Raw genomic sequence first — 16,455 nt, forward strand, 5'->3', positions numbered from 1 at the left:
CTGTGGGAGAGTAGGACACCGCCGGACACCCATTACACGGAATGGCCACCCAACGCAGGGTGGCCATTCCGCGTTAAGGCGCTATTTCGCGTCGGTAGACTCGGGGGATGCCGACGCTCGATCTCTCCGTCTCCTCTGTCGACCTCACCCGCACCATCTGCGACATCCCGAGCGTCTCCGGTGACGAAGGGACTCTCGCCGACGCGATCTTCGCCACCGTGTCGCCGCTCGACCATCTCGATGTGTACCGAGACGGTGACACGATCGTTGCCCGCACGAACCTCGGTCGCCCGCAGCGCGCCGTCGTCGCCGGCCACATCGACACCGTCCCCATCAACGGGAACGTCCCCACCAAGGACATCACCGTCGACGGTGAGCCGTTCCTGTGGGGTCGTGGCACCGTCGACATGAAGGCCGGTGTCGCGGTGCAGCTGAAGCTGGCTGCGGAGCTCGTGGCGCCCCGGGTCGACGTCACCTGGATGTGGTACGACCACGAGGAGGTGGATGCCGACCTCAATGGCCTCACCCGCCTGGCGCGCACCCGCCCCGACCTCTTCGCCGGCGACTTCGCGATCCTGGGCGAGCCGTCCAACGGCGAGGTCGAAGGAGGGTGCAACGGGAACCTGCGCGCGATGGTGCGCACGACGGGCGTCCGCGCGCACAGCGCCCGCGCGTGGATCGGCGAGAACGCGATCCACAAGGCGGCGCCGATCCTCGGGCGCCTCGCCGACTACCGCCCGCGCGACGTCGAGGTCGAGGGACTCGTCTATCGCGAGGGCCTGAACGCCGTCCGCATCGGCGGTGGCGTGGCCGGCAATGTGATCCCCGATCTGTGCGAGGTCGAGGTGAACTACCGGTTCGCCCCCAGCCGCGACGTCGCGGAGGCGGAGCGCCACGTGCGCGACGTGTTCGCGGGCTTCGACGTGGAGATCGTCGATGCCGCGGCCGGTGCCCGTCCCGGCCTCGACGCGCCGCTCGCCCAGGAGTTCCTGCGGGCTGTCGGCGCAGAGCCTCGTCCGAAGTACGGGTGGACCGACGTGGCGCGGTTCAGCGCTCTGGGCGTGCCGGCCGTCAACTACGGTCCCGGTGATCCGCACCTCGCCCACCACGATGACGAGCGCGTGGCGATCGCGCAGATCGAGGCGGTCGAGCGGGGCCTGCGCGCGTGGCTGACCACGAGCTGACGCAGCGCGCAGCGCCGCGCTCCGCGGCCCGCACGGCGGTGCTCGTCGCCGCGATCTACCTCGGCGCGCGCGCCGTGACGGCCCTGCTGCTCTTCGTGGCCGCCGAGCTGTCGGGGTTCGGCTCCCGGATGGGTCCCGACGCCGGGATCATGGACACGGTCGTGGCCTGGGACGGCTCGTGGTACTGGCTGATCGCGTACTCCGGCTACCCCGCCGAGCTGCCGTTGACGGACACCGGGCAGGTCGCCGAGAACGCCTGGGCGTTCCTTCCGCTGTACCCCTTGCTCGCCCAGCTCGTCTCGCTCCCGTTCGGAGCGTGGCCGGCGGGTGCCCTGATCGTGTCGCTGCTCGCCGGGTACGGGGCATCCGTCGTCCTCTATCACCTGCTGCGTCCGAGACTGGACGATCAGGCGGCGCTGTGGGCTGTCGCGTTCTGCGCGGCCGGCCCCTTGGCCGCACTCTTCCACGTCGGCTATGCCGAGGCGCTGAACCTGCTGTGGCTGTTCTGCGCCCTGTGGTGCGTGATGCGCCGGCGCTACGTCTGGCTGTACGCGCTGATCCCGCTCATGGCGTTCACGCGTCCCGGGGTGCTCGCCTTCTCCCTCTTCCTGGCGCTCTTCGGGATCTGGCGGTGGCGGAGCCGCGCGCGCGAGCCGCTGCGCACGCCCGAGATCGTCCACATCGTCGCACTGGGACTGCTCGCCGCCGTCGCCGGGTTCGCATGGCAGGTCATCGCGGGGTGGGTGACCGGCGTGCCCGACGCGTATCTGGCCACCGAGCTCGCGTGGCGCCGGAACTGGGTGCCCGGCGACGCCGAGTTCGTGCCGTTCGAGCCGTTCCTGTCGGGAGCGGCGTTCTGGTTCGGGACGATGTGGAACCTGCCGGTCTGGCTCGGCTATGCCGCTCTCGCCATCGGGGTGGTGGCGGTCGCTGCAGCGCTCCTCCTGCTGCCCCAGGTCCGCAGGCTCGGTGTCGAGCTGCGCCTGTGGAGTGCCAGCTACCTCGTCTACCTCCTCCTGGTGTTCTTCCCGCAGTCGAGCATCTTCCGACTCCTGCTGCCGCTCTCGCCGCTGTGGGGCGCGTTCGCGGTCCCGCGGTCGCGGCTGTGGCGCATCGGAGTGCTGCTCGCGTGCCTCATCGGGCAGTGGTGGTGGATCTACAACATGTACGCCCTTGGCAACCACACGTGGCAGGTGCCGTGACCGGGGACGACGGATGCCGCTTTCCCCAGGCGTGCCCGTTCACTCATGCCTCACGATAAACTTGAGGCGCAGACCATCGATGAAAAGGAGCCGCAATGGCAGCCATGAAGCCGAGAACCGGAGACGGGCCGATGGAGGCCGTGAAGGAGGGTCGACTCATCATCGTGCGCGTGCCGCTCGAGGGAGGCGGTCGTCTGGTCGTCTCGGTGAACGACGCTGAGGCCAAGGAGCTCTACGACGTCCTGGGGGGCGTCGTCAACGCCGCTTGAGAAGCAATGCGCGAACGGCCGGTCCGAGAGGACCGGCCGTTCGCGTCTGTCCGGCTCGTCTAGGTCGTCGGCACGGTGGTGAGCTGCAGCAGCCCCTCGCCGGTGATGGAGAGGGCGCCGATGACCGCGGGGGAGCTCTGCGTCTCCTGGATCAGCGAGCGGTAGGCGGAGGTCACCGGATCCCTCCGCACGGGGTCGGCGACCGCTCCTCCTGCGAGCACGCGGGGGACCAGGACGGTCCCGCCGGCACGGACGAGTCGCAGGCCGTGCTCGACGTACTCGATCACCCCGTCGGGGTCGGCATCGACGAGGACGATGTCGTAGGACGCCTCATTCATGCGGGGGAGGACCTCCGCGGCGCGGCCGGTGATGAAGCGAGCGCGTGCCGGCGGGATGCGCGCCTCGGCGAACGCCTGGCGGGCCGCGCCGAGGTGCTCGGGCTCCTTGTCGATCGTGGTGAGAGTGGCGCGTGGGGAGCCGCGGAGCAGCCACAGCCCCGAGACGCCGGCGCCGGTGCCGATCTCGACGATGTTGAGCGCCTGCGAGACGGCGGCGATGACGGCGCACTGGGCCCCGATCGCGGGACTGATCGGCGCCGCACCGAGCTCCAGCGCGTGCGCGCGGGCCCGGGCGATGTGATCCGGCTCGTTCGTCACCTCGTCGACGAACCGCTGGTTCGCGTCGTGCTCTCCCATCGGCATCCCTCCGCCGCCAGCCTACGCGGCGCCGTGGCGCTGGCCGCACAGGCGCGGCGGTAACCTGATCTCATGATCTTCGGCCTCACGATCGAGAAGCTCCTGCTGATCGGACTCGTCGCGGCACTCATCATCGGGCCGGAGCGGCTGCCGCGCTACGCGGAGTCGCTCGCGCAGTTCACCAGGCGGGCGCGGGAGTGGGTGTCGACGGCCAAGACCCGCGTGAAAGACGAGATGGGCGAGGACTTCGACGACGTCGACTGGCGCACGCTCGACCCCCGCCAGTACGATCCGCGGCGCATCATCCGCGAGGCGCTGCTCGACGACGCTCCGGTGCAGACCGTGCGCACCCAGGCGGCGGCACCGGTGCCGCCCACGACGCCCGTGCGATCGCCCTTCCGCGGCCCCGACGACGGCCCGACGCCCTTCGACAGCGAAGCCACCTGATCGGCCGGCCGCGTCAGCGCGGACGGAAGGGGAGGGAGCGGCCCGGCAGGCCTCTGGGGAACCGGGCGAGCGCGGCGGCGATGTCGGCGATGGCGCGCGCGGCCGGATCGTCCGGATGCGCGAGGACCGCGGGAACGCCGGCATCGGCGTCGGCGCGGACCACGGGGCTCAGCGGCACGGAGGCCAGCAGCGGGACCTCGGACCCGGACCCGGACAGGGCCTCGGCCACGGCCGCGCCGCCACCGTGGCCGAACAGGTCGAGCACCGTCCCGTCGGGGAGCGTCATCGCCGCCATGTTCTCGACCACGCCGATGACCCGCTGCCCGGTCTGCCGCGCGACCAGCCCGCTGCGTACCGCGACATCGGAGGCCGCGGTCTGCGGCGTCGTGACCACCAGCACCTCGGCGTTCGGAAGCAGCTGTCCGACGGAGATCGCAACGTCGCCGGTGCCCGGCGGCATGTCCAGCAGCAGCACGTCGAGGTCGCCGAAGAAGACGTCGGTGAGGAACTGCTGCACCGTCCGGTGCAGCATCGGCCCGCGCCACGCGACCGCGCCGAGCGGGGAGTCGCCGCCGCTCCGGCGCAGGAACATGCCGATGGAGATCGTCTTCACGCCGTGGGCGACCGGCGGCAGCATCAGGTCGTCGACGCGGGTGGGCTGCGGCACGGACCCGTCGGGGCCGACCAGGCCGAGCTGACCCGGGATCGAGAACCCGTGCACGTCGGCGTCGATGAGGCCGACCGCGAGTCCGCGTGCGGCGAGGGCGACGGCCAGATTGGCGGTGACGGTGGACTTGCCGACGCCCCCCTTCCCGCTCGTGACCGCGATGACGCGGGTGAGCGAGCCGGGGCCGAACGGCATCTGGCGACCCCGTCCGCCGCGGAGGCGTTCGGTCAGGGCGTGCCGCTCGGCCGGGGTCATCACCCCCACCTCCAGCGCCACGTCCGTGATGCCGGGAACGGATGCCGCGGCGGTGCGCACATCCGTGGCGATGCGGTCTGCGGCGGGGCACCCGACGATCGTCAGCGCGATCGCCACGTGGGCCACGCCCGCGTCGACGGAGATGTCGCGCACCATGTCGAGCTCCCCGATGGGCCGGCGCAGCTCCGGGTCGAGGACGGCGCCGACCGCCGTGCGGACGGCGTCCGCGGGCACCGCGCTCATCGGTGCGTGCCGTCCTGGGCCTCGGGGGTGGCGTCGAGCTTCTCCAGGAGCGTGCGCAGCTCGCTGCGCAGCACGTCGCGGGTCACGACCTGATCGGCGAAGTCGTTGACGGCCATGCGCAGGGCGACCACCTCGCGCGCCAGGTACTCGGTGTCGGCGAGGTTGCGCTCGGCGCGCTGGCGATCCTGCTCGATCTGCACGCGGTCGCGGTCGTCCTGGCGGTTCTGCGCGAGCAGGATGAGCGGCGCGGCGTACGAGGCCTGCAGCGACAGGATCAGCGTCAGCAGGGTGTAGTTGTACTCACGCGGGTCGAACTGCAGCTCCCGCGGGGCGAAGGTGTTCCAGGCGAGCCAGACGATCACGAAGATCGTCATGCCGATGAGGAACCCCGAGGTCCCCATGGCCCGGGCGAACGCCTCCGAGAAGCGCCCGAAGCGATCGCTGGACTGCTGCGGCGTGCGCTGCAGCATGCCGGAGCGGCCGCGCGGCGCGTCGAGTGCCGGCTGACGGGTCGCACGTGCCATCAGCGCCTCCTCCCGTCGCGGGGGCCGCCTCCGGGCTGAGCGCGCGGGGTCGTGGCCGGCGCGGGTACCGCTGCCGGGCGTCCGCTCTCATCGGCATCGTGCGACCGCCAGTCCTCGGGCAGCAGGTAGTCCAGCACGTCGTCGACGCTGATCGCGCCGACGAGGCGATGCGCGGGATCGACGACGGGGAGCGACACCAGGTTGTACGAAGCGAGAAGGCGCGCGACCTCCGCGGCCGAGGCGGTGGCAGGCACCGGGTCCAGCGTGTCGTCGATGATCGCGCCGAGCCGCTCGTGCGGCGGATAGCGCAGCATCCGCTGGAAGTGCACGGTGCCCAGCAGCCGGCCGGTCGGCGTCTCGTACGGCGGAAGCGTCACGAACACGGCCGCGGCAAGAGCGGGGTGCAGCTCGTGCCGACGGATCAGGGCGAGCGCCTCGGCGATGGTGGCGTCGGCGGAGAGCACGATGGGCTCGCTCGTCATGAGGCCGCCCGCCGTGTCGGGACCGTACTTCAGGAGCGCGCGGACATCCTCCGCCTCCTCGGGCTCCATCAGCTCCAGCAGCTCCTCGCGCTGATCCTCGGGGAGCTGACCGAGCACGTCGGCGGCGTCGTCGGGCTCCATCGCATCGAGGATGTCGGCGGCGCGCTCGTCGTCCAGCGCCTCGAGGATGTGCACCTGCTCCTCCTCGGGCATCTCCTCGAGCGCGTCGGCGAGACGGTCGTCGGGGAGCTCCTCGACGACCTCGAGGAGCCTCTCCTCGGGCAGGTCGAGAAGGGTGTTCGCGAGATCGGCCGGGCGCAGCTCGGAGTAGGTGGCGACCAGCTGCTCGGCGGACTGCGTCTCGCCGGGCACCTGGCTCTCGCGCACCGCATCCCAGTTGGCGAACGTCGTTGCGCCCTTGGCGAAGGGGGAGGCGCTCGTCTTGGGCTTGCGGAGGAAGAGCTGGCCGACGTCCCACTCGCCCAGGCGGTTGCGCTCGATGGCGACGTCCTCGATGACGGCGGTGCCGGACCCGTCGGCGAAGAACACCTTGCGGCCGAGCATCTCGGCCATGACGCGGACCTCGCCGCCGCGCTGCTGGAAGCGACGCACGTTGATCAGGCCGGTGGTGATGACCTGCCCGGTGGCGATCGAGGTGACGCGCCCGATCGAGACGAACACGTGGCGCCGGCCGGGGATCTCGACCACGAGTCCGATGACGCGCGGCGGATCGTCCTTGCGATAGATGACGACGACGTCGCGGACCTTGCCGAGGCGGTCGCCGGCGGGGTCGAAGACCGAGCACCCGGACAGGCGCGCGACGAAAACCCTCTGCGTACTCACACGTCTCAGCGTAGTCCGCGTGCCGTGGGAGGATGGGGAGATGACCATCATGGGAGGCCGTCCCCTGAAGGGCTCGGACGCCGTCGGACAGACGGTGGCGAGCTTCCCGACGTACGAGGCGGCGCAGAAGGCGGTGTCGTCCCTCATCGCCGCCGAGATCCCGGCCCGCGAGATCGCGATCGTCGGTCAGGGTCTGCGTTCCATCGAGCGGATCACAGGTCGTCTCGGGTATGCCTCCGCCGCCCGGTCGGGCGCCGTCAACGGACTGCTCCTGGGTCTGCTGTTCTCCGCGATCCTCGTGATCGGCTCGCCGTCGGTGCCGATCCAGGCGTTCGTGGGAGTGCTGTTCGTCGGCATCGCGATCGGCATGCTGATGAGCCTCGTGGCGTATTCCTTCGTGCGCCGCCGCCGGGACTTCGCGTCGGTGATGCAGGTCGTCGCCGACCACTACGAGGTCACCGTCACCGACGGCAGTGTGAGCCGCGCCCGTCAGGTCCTCGGTCCGCAGTCCTCCGCGCCGACGACGATCCCGGCGGCCGCGGCATCCGCACCGGCACCGGCCCCGGCACCCGCACCGGCATCCGCACCGACGCCCGCCGACGAGCCGCCCAAGTACGGCGAGCGGCTGGCGGCGCCTCCCGAGCGGACCGGGGACGCGGACGACGACGCCGCGCCCGAGCAGGCGCCGGACGTCGCCGCCGACGACCGCGCGGACCGCCCGTGACACCGTGACGGCGTCGGCCCCCGCGACCGTCCCGGTCGAGCTGCCGAGCGGGCGGGTCGAGGTCTCGGCCGACCTGGTCGCGCCGCCCTCGGCGTGGGCTTACGCCGCCCTCGCCCACGGGGCGGGCGCCGGGTACCGGCATCCCTTCCTCCTGGGCTTCGCCGACGCGCTGGCCGAGGCGGGCGTCGCGACGCTGCGGTTCAACTTCCCCTACGTCCAGGCGGGGCGACGGATGCCGGGGCCGGCCGCCCATGCGGTCGCGACGTGGCGGGCGGTGCACGCCGAGCTGACCGACCGCGCAGCGGGCGCGCCGGTGTTCGCGATCGGCAAGTCGTACGGCGGGCGGATGGCATCGATGGCGGCCGCAGAGGGCGCGATCGACCCGGCCGCCCTGGTGTACCTCGGGTATCCGCTCCATCCGCCCGGCAGCCCCGACAAGGCCCGCGTGGCGCACCTGCCCGACGTGCCGCAGCCGCAGCTCTTCGTGGCGGGCTCGAACGACCCGTTCATCGATCCGCACGAGCAGCTCGAAGGGGCCGTCGCCTCGTGCCGGTCGGCCGAGATCTCGTGGATCGAGGGCGGCGGCCACTCGTTCGAGGTGAAGGGCCGCAAGCGGCCGCCCGCCGAGGTCGCCGCCGAGCTGGTCCCGCCGATCGTCGCGTGGCTCCGCGCGGCTCACTCCGCGGGCGGACCCACGTAGCGCCCGCGGGGGCGCAGCCGCATGGGTCGCTCGTCGTATTCGTCCACCGCGTGGGAGATCCACCCCGCGATGCGCCCGACGGCGAACACGACGGCGCCGGCGTCTTCGGTCATGCCCGCCCAGAGGGTGAGCGCCGCCAGCGCCAGATCGAGGTTCGGGCGGGTGTCGGTGCGCCGGGCCACCTCCTCCGTGACGGCGTCGACCGCCGCCATCACGTCGGCGCTCTGCGGCGCCTCCCGGAGCAGTTCGAGCATCAGCCGCGCCCGCATGTCGGCCCCGGCATAGAGCGACTGGCCGAAGCCGGGGATGCCGCGCCCGCCATCGCGGACCGCGCGCGCGATCGCCGGTGCCGGCGCCTGGCCGTCCCGGACGGCGCGCAGGAGCCGGAACGCCGAGCGGCTCGCCGTGCCGTGCAGCGGCGCGTCGAACGCACCGAGCGCGGCCGTCACGACCGCGTAGCCCGACGCGCGCGCGGACGCCGCGACACGGCCCGCGAGCGTCGACAGCGCCAGGTCGTGGTCGATCACGAGGATCAGTGCCGCGTCGAGCAGGTGGATGCCGTCGGCGTCGTCGCGGCCGCCGAGCGCGCGCCACAGCGTCGGCGCGACCGCGCCGGGTGCGCCCTCGGAAAGGAGCGCCGCGGGGAGCCCCGTCACCAGCCGTGCCCCGATGCGCGCGAGCTGCTCCGGCGCCGGATCGTCGCGCAGCGGGTCGGTCACCGCCAGCGCGGTCACCCCCGCCGCCAGCCGGTCGAGGGGACGGCTGGCGTCGCCGAGCGCCGCGATCGTGCGGCGCGCGACCTGGACGTCGTCGGCATCCGGCGGGCGCGGCGTGCGGATGCCCCACAGCCAGCAGACGACGTCCTCGAACGACTGCTCGCGTGCAAGGCGCGTCGCCGAGCGCTCGCGGTAGTGCAGCGCGTCGTCCTCCACGTGGGCGAGCCGCGTGTCCAGCACCATGAGCGGGGTCCCGGCCGCCGCCCCGCCGGAGGGCGGTGCGGGGGAGCGGCGCCGCCGGCCTGCGAACGCCTCCACCTCGAGGGGATCGAACCACGAGCCGGTCGCGTCGCGCTCCCGCGACAGCAGGCCGCGTGAGACGTACGCGTAGAGCGACTCGGGCTTGACCCCGAGGCGCGCGGCCGCCTCGGCGGCCGAGAGCCGTGGCAGGGCGTTCATCGATATTGATCCGATCAAGATTGACGAAAACGGAATCAAGTCCGACCCTGAGTGTAGCGGCTCGCCGGCACGGCGCCCGCCCGAGGGAAGGAGACGACATGACCACGACGACGCCATCGGCCGCGATCGACGCACCCCGGGGCCTGGCGGGTGTCATCGTCGCCGAGACGGCGGTGAGCGATGTGCGCGGCGCCGAGGGACTGCTGCAGTACCGTGACCGCTCCGCGATCGAGCTTGCCGAGGCCGCCGACTTCGAGGATGCCTGGCAGCTGCTCGTCACCGGAGAGGACGCGACGGATGCCTCCCGCGGTGCGTTCGCGCGTCGGGTCCAGGCCGCCAGGACCCGGTGCGCGGACGACGTCGCCGCCGCCGTCGACGCCGTGTCCGCGGCGACACCGGAGGTGATGGCAGGGCTCGCGGCGGTGTGGTCGCTGCTGGCCGCGCGGCGCGGCATCCGTCCTCTCTACGACCTGACCGCCGACGAGCGCCTGATCGACGCGATCGAGCTCGCCGCCTCGACGCCCGTCATCGTCGGCGCGCTGTGGCGCAGGCGGAACGGGCAGCAGCCGCTGCCGCCGCTTTCCGGCCGGGGCCTCGTCGCCGACTACCTGCACCAGGTGACGGGCACCGTTGCGGACGCCGAGAGCGAGGCGGCGCTGACGGCCTACCTGATCTCCGTGATGGACCACGGCTTCAACGCCTCCACGTTCACGGCTCGGGTGATCGCGTCGACGGGAGCGGATGCCGCTTCCTGCCTCGTGGGTGCCCTCGGCGCGCTGACGGGGCCGCTGCACGGCGGTGCGCCGTCCCGCGCCCTGGACGGACTCGACGCGGTCGGCACGGCGGAGCGCATCGAGCCCTGGATCCGCGGGGAGCTCGCCGCCGGCCGCCGGCTGATGGGGTTCGGGCACGCCGTGTACCGGACGTCCGACCCGCGGGCGGAGCTGATGAAGCGGATCGCGAAGCGGCGGGGCGGTGCTCGCGTCGAGCTGGCGCTGCGGTTCGAGGAGACCGCGGAACGATTGCTCGCCGCGGCGAAGCCGGGACGCGCGCTGCACACCAACGTGGAGTTCTGGGCCGCTCTCGTGATGGAGCAGTGCGGACTGCCGCGGTCGATGTTCACCCCGACGTTCGCCTTCGCCCGCACGATCGGGTGGACGGCGCACATCCTCGAGCAGTCAGCCGATCCGAAGATCATCCGGCCGTCCGCGCGGTATGTCGGCCCGCCGGTGCGGGTGCGAGCTGCCTGACGCATCCCGCCGCGTGGCCTGCTAGCGGCCGGCCGCGTAGCCCTGCATGCCCCGCGGGTTGGCGGCGGCCCACAGCACACCCGTGCGGGCATCCCTCCCGACGGCGGAGACGCGACCGAGCGCCCAGTCTCCCGCGCGCGTGACGCGGTGACCGCGACGCTCGAGGCCCTCGATCACGGCATCGCCCAGGCGGGCTTCGGCCACGGCGCCGGCGGGCGTCCACGTGCGGGGCCAGAACGACTCCGGCATCGCGGTCGTGTGCAGCGCCGGCGCATCGATCGCCTGCTGTGGCGCGTAGCCGCCCACGATGATGCGCAGCAGCGCCAGCAGCTGCCACTGATCCTGCTGGTCGCCGCCCGGCGAGCCGATCGCGAACTCCGGCGCCCCGTCGCGCAGCACGAGCGTCGGCGTGAGGGTCGTGCGCGGTCGCCGGCCCGGCATGAGGGACGACGGATGCCCCGGCTGGAGCCACGTCATCTGCAGGCGGGTGCCCAGGCAGAAGCCGAGCGCCGGGATGGTCGGCGAGGACTGCAGCCAGCCTCCCGAGGGCGTGGCGGAGACGATGTTGCCCCAGCGGTCGATGACATCGAGGTGGCAGGTGTCGCCGCGGGTCTCGCCCGACGCCGCCACGCGGGCCTCGCCGGGGGGCACCGTGGGCTCGCCGGTGCCGACCGCGGGCGCGTCGTACGTCTCGCGCAGCGGGGGGCGGAACGGGGTGCCGCCCGCGGGCGACCCTGGCCGGAACTCCGCCGACGCGGTGCCCGCGATGAGGGCGCGGCGCTCGGCGAGGTAGTCCGCGGACAGCAGCGCCTCGAGGTCGACGTCGTCGTCGCCGAACCAGGCGTCGCGGTCGGCCAGCGCGAGCTTCTGCGCCTCGAGGATCGTGTGGGCGCCCTCCTCCTGCGACGGGTCGAGCAGCTCGTCCGCGAGGGGCTCCAGCAGGCCGAGCGTCTGCAGCAGCGCCGGGCCCTGCGTCCACGCACCGGCCTTCGCGACCGTGCGCCCTCGGAACTCGCGCGTCAGCGCAGGCTCGTACGCCGCATCGAACGCGGCGAAGTCGTCGGCGGTGATGACGGCCGCGTGCGCGCCGCCGTCCGAGTGGCGGTGCGGCTGCGCGAGGAACGCGGATGCCTCGTGGGCGACGGATCCCGTCTTCCACTCCCGGCGCGCGGCGTCGATGCGCGCCGCGCGGCCCACAGGTCCGTCGTCGCGCACGGTGCAGGACGCGTGGACGAGGGTGTCCAGCACCTCGGCGTAGGCGGGGTTGCGCACAATCTCCCCGGCCGCAGGAGGCTCGCCGTCGGACAGCCAGAGGGCGGCGGAGGTCGGCCAGTCGTCGCGGAACAGCTCTGCAACCCGCGCGATCGTCGCCGCGGCGCCGGCGACCAGGGGGTGGCCGTCGCGGGCGTAGCCGATCGCGTACGCGAGCACGTCGGCCAGCTCCGACGTGCCGTGGTCGCGCAGCAGCAGGAGCCACGCGTCGACGGCGCCCGGCACCGCCGCGGCCAGGCCGCCGGCGCCCGGCACGAGGTCGAGGCCCTGCGCTCGGTAGTGGTCGATGGTCGCCGCCTCGGGAGCGGGGCCCTGACCCATGAGAACCGTCGGCGCGGCCGCGTCGGCGGTCTGGAAGATGCCGACGAGGTCCCCGCCGGGCCCGTTGAGATGAGGCTCGACGACGTGCAGCACGAAGGCCGCGGCGACGGACGCGTCGAACGCATTGCCGCCGCGCTCCAGCACCGCCTGGGACGTCGCCGTCGCGAGCCAGTGCGTCGAGGCCGACATGCCGAACGTGCCGGTGAGGGTCGGGCGCGTCGTGAACGACGGGGGAGGCGTGAAGGACACGTCAGCGGCTGCCGCGCGCGATCCAGGCCTCGACCTCGTCGGCGGTGCGGGGGATCGCCGACGACAGGTTCACGGGGCCGTTCTCGGTCATGAGGATGTCGTCCTCGATGCGCACGCCGATGCCCCGGTACTCCTCGGGGACGGTGAGGTCGTCGATCTGGAAGTACAGTCCCGGCTCGATCGTGAACACCATGCCGGGCTCCAGGAGCCCGTCGTAGTACATGTCGCGCCGCGCCTGCGCGCAGTCGTGCACATCGATGCCGAGGTGGTGGCTCGTGCCGTGGACCATGTAGCGGCGGTGGTGGCCCCCCGCGTCGGCGTCGAGCGCCTCTGCCGCGCTGACCGGCAGCAGGCCCCACTCGGCCACTCGCGCCGCGATGACCTGCATCGCCGCCTCGTGGATCGACCGGAAGCGCACACCGGGCCGCGCGGCGGCGAACGCCGCGTCGGCGGCCTCGCGCACGGTCTCGTACACCCGGCGCTGCACCTCGGTGAAGCGTCCGCTCACCGGCAGGGTCCGCGTGATGTCGGCGGTGTAGAGGCTGTCGACCTCGACGCCGGCGTCGATCAGGATCAGATCCCCGGGGACCACCGCGCCGTCGTTGCGCGTCCAGTGGAGGTAGCAGGCGTGCGGGCCCGAAGCCGCGATCGTGTCATAGCCGACCGCGTTGCCGTCGCTGCGGGCGCGCCGGTGGAAGACGCCCTCCACGACGCGCTCGCCGCGCGGGTGGTCGACGATCGCCGGCAGGTTCGCGACGATGTCGTCGAAGCCGTCCGCGGTGACCTGAACCGCGAGCTCCATCTGACCGATCTCGTACGCGTCCTTGATGAGGCGCAGCTCCGAGACGAAGCGCGTGAGCTCGTCGTGCTCGCCGACCACGAGGTCGCCGTCGCGCTCCTCGAAGTCGTCGATGTGGGCCGTCGGAAGGCCGAGGTCGGCGGCCACGCCCGACAGGGCGGGCCTCGGCCCGATCCAGAACTCGCCGATCGAGGCATCCGAGTAGAACTCGCTCGTCGTGCGATCGGCGCGCTCGCGGAAGTGCAGCGTGACGTCGTGCCCGCCGCCCGAGCGCGGCTCGAACACCAGCACCGCGCCGGGCTCCGAGTCCGAGGCCCACCCCGTCAGATGCGAGAAGGCGGAGTGCGCGCGGAACGGGTAGTCGGTGTCGTTGCTGCGCTGCTTCAGCTCGCCGGCCGGGATCACCAGTCGTCGGCCCGGGAAGGCCGCCGACACCGCGTCGCGGCGGGCTGCGGCGAAGGGCGCCTGGACGCGCGCGGGCGGTGCGGAGTCCGGCCGTTCGGCCCATCCGGTGGAGATGGTGTCGAGGAAGCCCTGACCGAACGGCTGGCGGCGATTGGTGCTCGTCGAGGGCTGCGTCGCGGGGGTGGCCGTGTCGTCGGCTGCGCTGCTCATGCGTCCAGTCTCGCACGGGCGCGAACACCCGCGGCAGGCTCAGCCGGCGGGCTCGTACTGCACGATCAGGGGGCGATGGTCCGACCCCGAGCCGTCCATCGCGCGCAGCACGAGCGAGCCCGATGGGCGCCACCGGTCGGTCGCCATGACGTGGTCGATCGGCGCGCCGAGGATGGCCGGGACGCTGGACGACCACGTGCCCAGCGCGCCGTTGCCGGTCTCGACCGCGGCGTCGGTGCAATGGCCGAGCGTGCCTCCGTCGATGCCGAGGCCCGACATGTGGTCGACCGTGGCGTTGAAGTCGCCGGCCATGATGACGTCGCCGTCGACGCACTGGTCGGCGAGCCACTGCAGGTCGTCCCGCCAGCTCTGCATGTAGCTCTGCCGCGGAGCCACGGCGTGGACGGCCACGACGATGGGCCCCTGTCCCGACACCGGCATCGCGACGGCGCTCGGCACCGTCGAGGTGTTGCTGGTGCCGTTCTGCGACGATTCGATGACGGCGTAGTCGCCCATCTCGGGGGAGATCAGCAGCGTCGTGGATCCGGCATCCCATTCCGTGGACGGGTCCTCCGCGTGGTGCGCCCACATCCGGTGCCCGAGATCGCGCATCGCGATGGCGACCCGCTCGCCCGTCTCGATGGTCGTCTCGGGAAGCGCCACGATGTCGGCATCCATCGCCACGGCGATCTTCGCGATCGTCTCGGGCGCCGTGGCCGGGCCCGCGGTGTTCCACGTCATGACGCGGACGCTCGTCTCGGTCTTCACCGGCAGCGGGTCGGTGCCGAGGCCTCCGCGGGCTGCGATCACGCCCAGGTTCGCCACGGCCGCGACACCCGCGACGACGGCGATCGAGAGTGCGAGCGCCCGGATCGGACGGGCGATGGCCAGCAGCAGCGCGACCACGGCGGCCGCGATGAAGACGCCGGCGAGGACGCCGCGGAACGAGACGATCTGCGCGATCGGGAAGACCCGCTCGACGCGGAAGAACGCCGGCCACGTCAGCACCGCCGCACCGATGGCGCACAGCACGGTGAAGAGGATCCCGAGCAGGCGAAGCACGACCGCGAGCCTATGCGAGCAGCCTGGGAGATCCGTCAGCACCCGGGGCGTGGCGCGCGACATGCGCATCCGATCGCCGCGCGCCGCCGCGCTACGCTCGGAGGATGCCGGGACCGCAGCGCTTCGAAGGGCCGAGCGACCTGCACCTGCATTCCGCGCACTCGGACGGCACCCAGCCGCCCGCCGAGGTCATGGCGTCGGCGCACCGCCACGGCGTGCGCACGGCGGCGCTGACCGACCACGACACGACGTCAGGATGGGCGGAGGCGGCCGAGGCGGCGGCATCCCTCGGCATGAGCTTCATCCCAGGGATGGAGCTGTCGGCACGCCACGAATGGCGCAGCGTGCACGTGCTCGCGTACCTTCCCGACCCGGACGAGCCCGCGCTGCGAGCGGAGACCACCCGCATCCGGTCGTCGCGGCTAGACCGCGCCCGCCTGATGGCCGACCGCATCGCGCGGGACTACGACCTGGTGTGGGACGACATCCTCGCCCAGACCACCGACGGCGCGACCGTCGGGCGCCCGCACATCGCCGACGCGCTGGTGGCGCGCGGCTTCGTGCGCGACCGCGCAGAGGCGTTCTCGGGGATCCTGAGCCCGCGCGGCGACTACTACGTCGCCCTGTACGCCCCCGATCCGGTGACCGCCGTCAGACTCGTCGTGGGCGCCGGGGGAGTGCCGGTCATCGCCCACCCGGCCGGCAGGGCGGGCCTGCTGCCGATGCCGCTGCTGGAGCGGATGCTCGGCGCCGGCCTCGCCGGGTTCGAGCTCGGCCACCGCGAGAACCGCGAGCCCGCGCTCGGGACGCTCCGCGCGCTGTGCCGCGAGCGCGACCTCATCGTGACAGGATCCAGCGACTACCACGGGCTCGGCAAGCCGAACGTCCCCGGCGAGAACACCACCGCGGACGACATGGTGGCCCGCATCGTCGCACGCGCAACGGGAAGCGCCCCCGTCCACCCTTAGGCGGACGGGGGCGCTCCCGTCTCTGCGAGGATCACGCGCTCCGCGCGAGGCGGATCAGGCGAGTGCCCTGGCCTTCAGAGCGTCGTACTCGGCCTGCGTGATGGTGCCGGCGTCCAGGAGCGCCTTCGCCTTCGCGATCTCGTCGGCCGGGCTCGCCGCGGAGCCGCCGGCGACGGACTTGATGTAGGCGTCCTGCGCCTTCTGCAGCTCGCCCGCCTCCCGCGCGCCGCGCTCGGCCATGCCCTTGCCGCGGGCGATCAGGTAGACCAGCAGCGTCAGGAACGGCACGAAGATCAGGAAGATGATCCACAGCGCCTTGAGCCAGCCGTTCAGGTTGCGGTCGCGGAACAGGTCGCCGATCACGGCGAACAGCGCGAAAAGGTAGACGACGAAGAAGAAGATCCAGAGGAACCACCAGATGATGTCCCAGAAGGATCCCCAGAATCCCTGGTATTCGTACGCGGTGGTGACGGCATCGAGGAATCGCACGATACGCCTTTCTTGAATGC

General features: G+C 72.6%; 17 protein-coding genes. 8 read left to right on the top strand and 9 right to left on the bottom strand.

Annotated elements, in window-relative coordinates; genetic code table 11:
* The first annotated feature begins 107 nt into the window (after nt 1-107).
* The 3 genes from dapE to V6R91_RS35945 all read left to right on the top strand — a co-directional run bounded on the left by dapE (nt 108) and on the right by V6R91_RS35945 (nt 2,655).
* A complete protein-coding gene (gene dapE, locus V6R91_RS35935) occupies nt 108-1,184 on the top strand; it encodes a succinyl-diaminopimelate desuccinylase (protein WP_336399302.1) in 1,077 nt (358 codons plus the stop codon).
* Nucleotides 1,166-2,386, top strand: a complete 1,221-nt coding sequence (locus tag V6R91_RS35940; RefSeq protein WP_336399303.1) for a hypothetical protein — start codon at nt 1,166-1,168, stop codon at nt 2,384-2,386. The genes dapE and V6R91_RS35940 overlap by 19 nt, the downstream gene beginning before the upstream one ends.
* Before the next feature lie 95 nt (nt 2,387-2,481).
* Nucleotides 2,482-2,655, top strand: coding sequence for a DUF3117 domain-containing protein (locus V6R91_RS35945; protein ID WP_019179788.1), 174 nt, complete (start codon nt 2,482-2,484; stop codon nt 2,653-2,655).
* A 59-nt stretch (nt 2,656-2,714) separates the two neighbouring features.
* Here V6R91_RS35945 and V6R91_RS35950 read toward each other — a convergent pair whose 3' ends face one another.
* Nucleotides 2,715-3,350: an O-methyltransferase gene (locus V6R91_RS35950; RefSeq protein ID WP_336399304.1), complete on the bottom strand. Its 636-nt coding sequence runs from the start codon at nt 3,348-3,350 to the stop codon at nt 2,715-2,717.
* A 72-nt stretch (nt 3,351-3,422) separates the two neighbouring features.
* Between V6R91_RS35950 and V6R91_RS35955 the strand changes: the two genes are divergently transcribed.
* The gene (locus V6R91_RS35955; protein WP_336399305.1) at nt 3,423-3,797 is read left to right on the top strand and encodes a Sec-independent protein translocase TatB; all 375 of its coding nucleotides are present in this window, start codon (nt 3,423-3,425) and stop codon (nt 3,795-3,797) included.
* A gap of 13 nt (nt 3,798-3,810) precedes the next feature.
* Here the strand turns inward: V6R91_RS35955 and V6R91_RS35960 are convergent, their stop codons facing one another.
* From V6R91_RS35960 to V6R91_RS35970, 3 genes are read right to left on the bottom strand one after another with little or no spacing between them, the layout of a single operon-like run.
* The gene (locus V6R91_RS35960) at nt 3,811-4,962 is read right to left on the bottom strand and encodes an Mrp/NBP35 family ATP-binding protein (RefSeq protein ID WP_336399306.1); all 1,152 of its coding nucleotides are present in this window, start codon (nt 4,960-4,962) and stop codon (nt 3,811-3,813) included.
* A complete protein-coding gene (locus V6R91_RS35965; protein ID WP_336399307.1) occupies nt 4,959-5,486 on the bottom strand; it encodes a DUF1003 domain-containing protein in 528 nt (175 codons plus the stop codon). Before V6R91_RS35965 ends, V6R91_RS35960 begins: the two co-directional genes overlap by 4 nt.
* The gene (locus V6R91_RS35970) at nt 5,486-6,811 is read right to left on the bottom strand and encodes a magnesium transporter MgtE N-terminal domain-containing protein (RefSeq protein WP_336399308.1); all 1,326 of its coding nucleotides are present in this window, start codon (nt 6,809-6,811) and stop codon (nt 5,486-5,488) included. Before V6R91_RS35970 ends, V6R91_RS35965 begins: the two co-directional genes overlap by 1 nt.
* Before the next feature lie 40 nt (nt 6,812-6,851).
* Here V6R91_RS35970 and V6R91_RS35975 point away from each other — a divergent pair, with 40 nt between their 5' ends.
* Together V6R91_RS35975 and V6R91_RS35980 are read left to right on the top strand one after the other, a co-directional pair.
* Nucleotides 6,852-7,535: a general stress protein gene (locus V6R91_RS35975; protein ID WP_336399309.1), complete on the top strand. Its 684-nt coding sequence runs from the start codon at nt 6,852-6,854 to the stop codon at nt 7,533-7,535.
* A 4-nt stretch (nt 7,536-7,539) separates the two neighbouring features.
* Nucleotides 7,540-8,235, top strand: coding sequence for an alpha/beta hydrolase family protein (locus V6R91_RS35980; RefSeq protein WP_336399310.1), 696 nt, complete (start codon nt 7,540-7,542; stop codon nt 8,233-8,235).
* On the opposite strand, the gene V6R91_RS35985 is transcribed toward V6R91_RS35980, so the two are convergent.
* Nucleotides 8,211-9,410 (bottom strand): citrate/2-methylcitrate synthase, encoded by a 1,200-nt coding sequence (locus tag V6R91_RS35985; RefSeq protein ID WP_336399311.1) that lies wholly within the window; start codon nt 9,408-9,410, stop codon nt 8,211-8,213. The two genes, V6R91_RS35980 and V6R91_RS35985, sit on opposite strands and share 25 nt — an antisense overlap.
* Nucleotides 9,411-9,508: 98 nt before the next feature.
* Between V6R91_RS35985 and V6R91_RS35990 the strand changes: the two genes are divergently transcribed.
* Nucleotides 9,509-10,660, top strand: coding sequence for a citrate/2-methylcitrate synthase (locus tag V6R91_RS35990; RefSeq protein WP_336399312.1), 1,152 nt, complete (start codon nt 9,509-9,511; stop codon nt 10,658-10,660).
* 21 nt (nt 10,661-10,681) lie between these two features.
* Here V6R91_RS35990 and V6R91_RS35995 read toward each other — a convergent pair whose 3' ends face one another.
* From V6R91_RS35995 to V6R91_RS36005, 3 genes are read right to left on the bottom strand one after another with little or no spacing between them, the layout of a single operon-like run.
* On the bottom strand, nt 10,682-12,502 hold the full coding sequence (locus V6R91_RS35995) for a gamma-glutamyltransferase family protein (RefSeq protein ID WP_336399313.1): 1,821 nt from the start codon (nt 12,500-12,502) through the stop codon (nt 10,682-10,684).
* A 1-nt stretch (nt 12,503) separates the two neighbouring features.
* On the bottom strand, nt 12,504-13,916 hold the full coding sequence (locus V6R91_RS36000) for an aminopeptidase P family protein (RefSeq protein WP_336399314.1): 1,413 nt from the start codon (nt 13,914-13,916) through the stop codon (nt 12,504-12,506).
* 39 nt (nt 13,917-13,955) lie between these two features.
* On the bottom strand, nt 13,956-14,978 hold the full coding sequence (locus tag V6R91_RS36005) for an endonuclease/exonuclease/phosphatase family protein (protein WP_336399315.1): 1,023 nt from the start codon (nt 14,976-14,978) through the stop codon (nt 13,956-13,958).
* 104 nt (nt 14,979-15,082) lie between these two features.
* Between V6R91_RS36005 and V6R91_RS36010 the strand changes: the two genes are divergently transcribed.
* Nucleotides 15,083-15,946 carry a PHP domain-containing protein gene (locus tag V6R91_RS36010; protein WP_336399316.1) on the top strand — a complete coding sequence of 288 codons (864 nt, stop codon included), beginning with the start codon at nt 15,083-15,085 and terminating at the stop codon, nt 15,944-15,946.
* A 54-nt stretch (nt 15,947-16,000) separates the two neighbouring features.
* Here V6R91_RS36010 and V6R91_RS36015 read toward each other — a convergent pair whose 3' ends face one another.
* Complete coding sequence (locus V6R91_RS36015; RefSeq protein WP_336399317.1) at nt 16,001-16,435, bottom strand: SHOCT domain-containing protein; 435 nt, start codon at nt 16,433-16,435, stop codon at nt 16,001-16,003.
* Between the last annotated feature and the right edge of the window lie 20 nt (nt 16,436-16,455).

The organism is Microbacterium sp. CCNWLW41 (genome assembly GCF_037083505.1).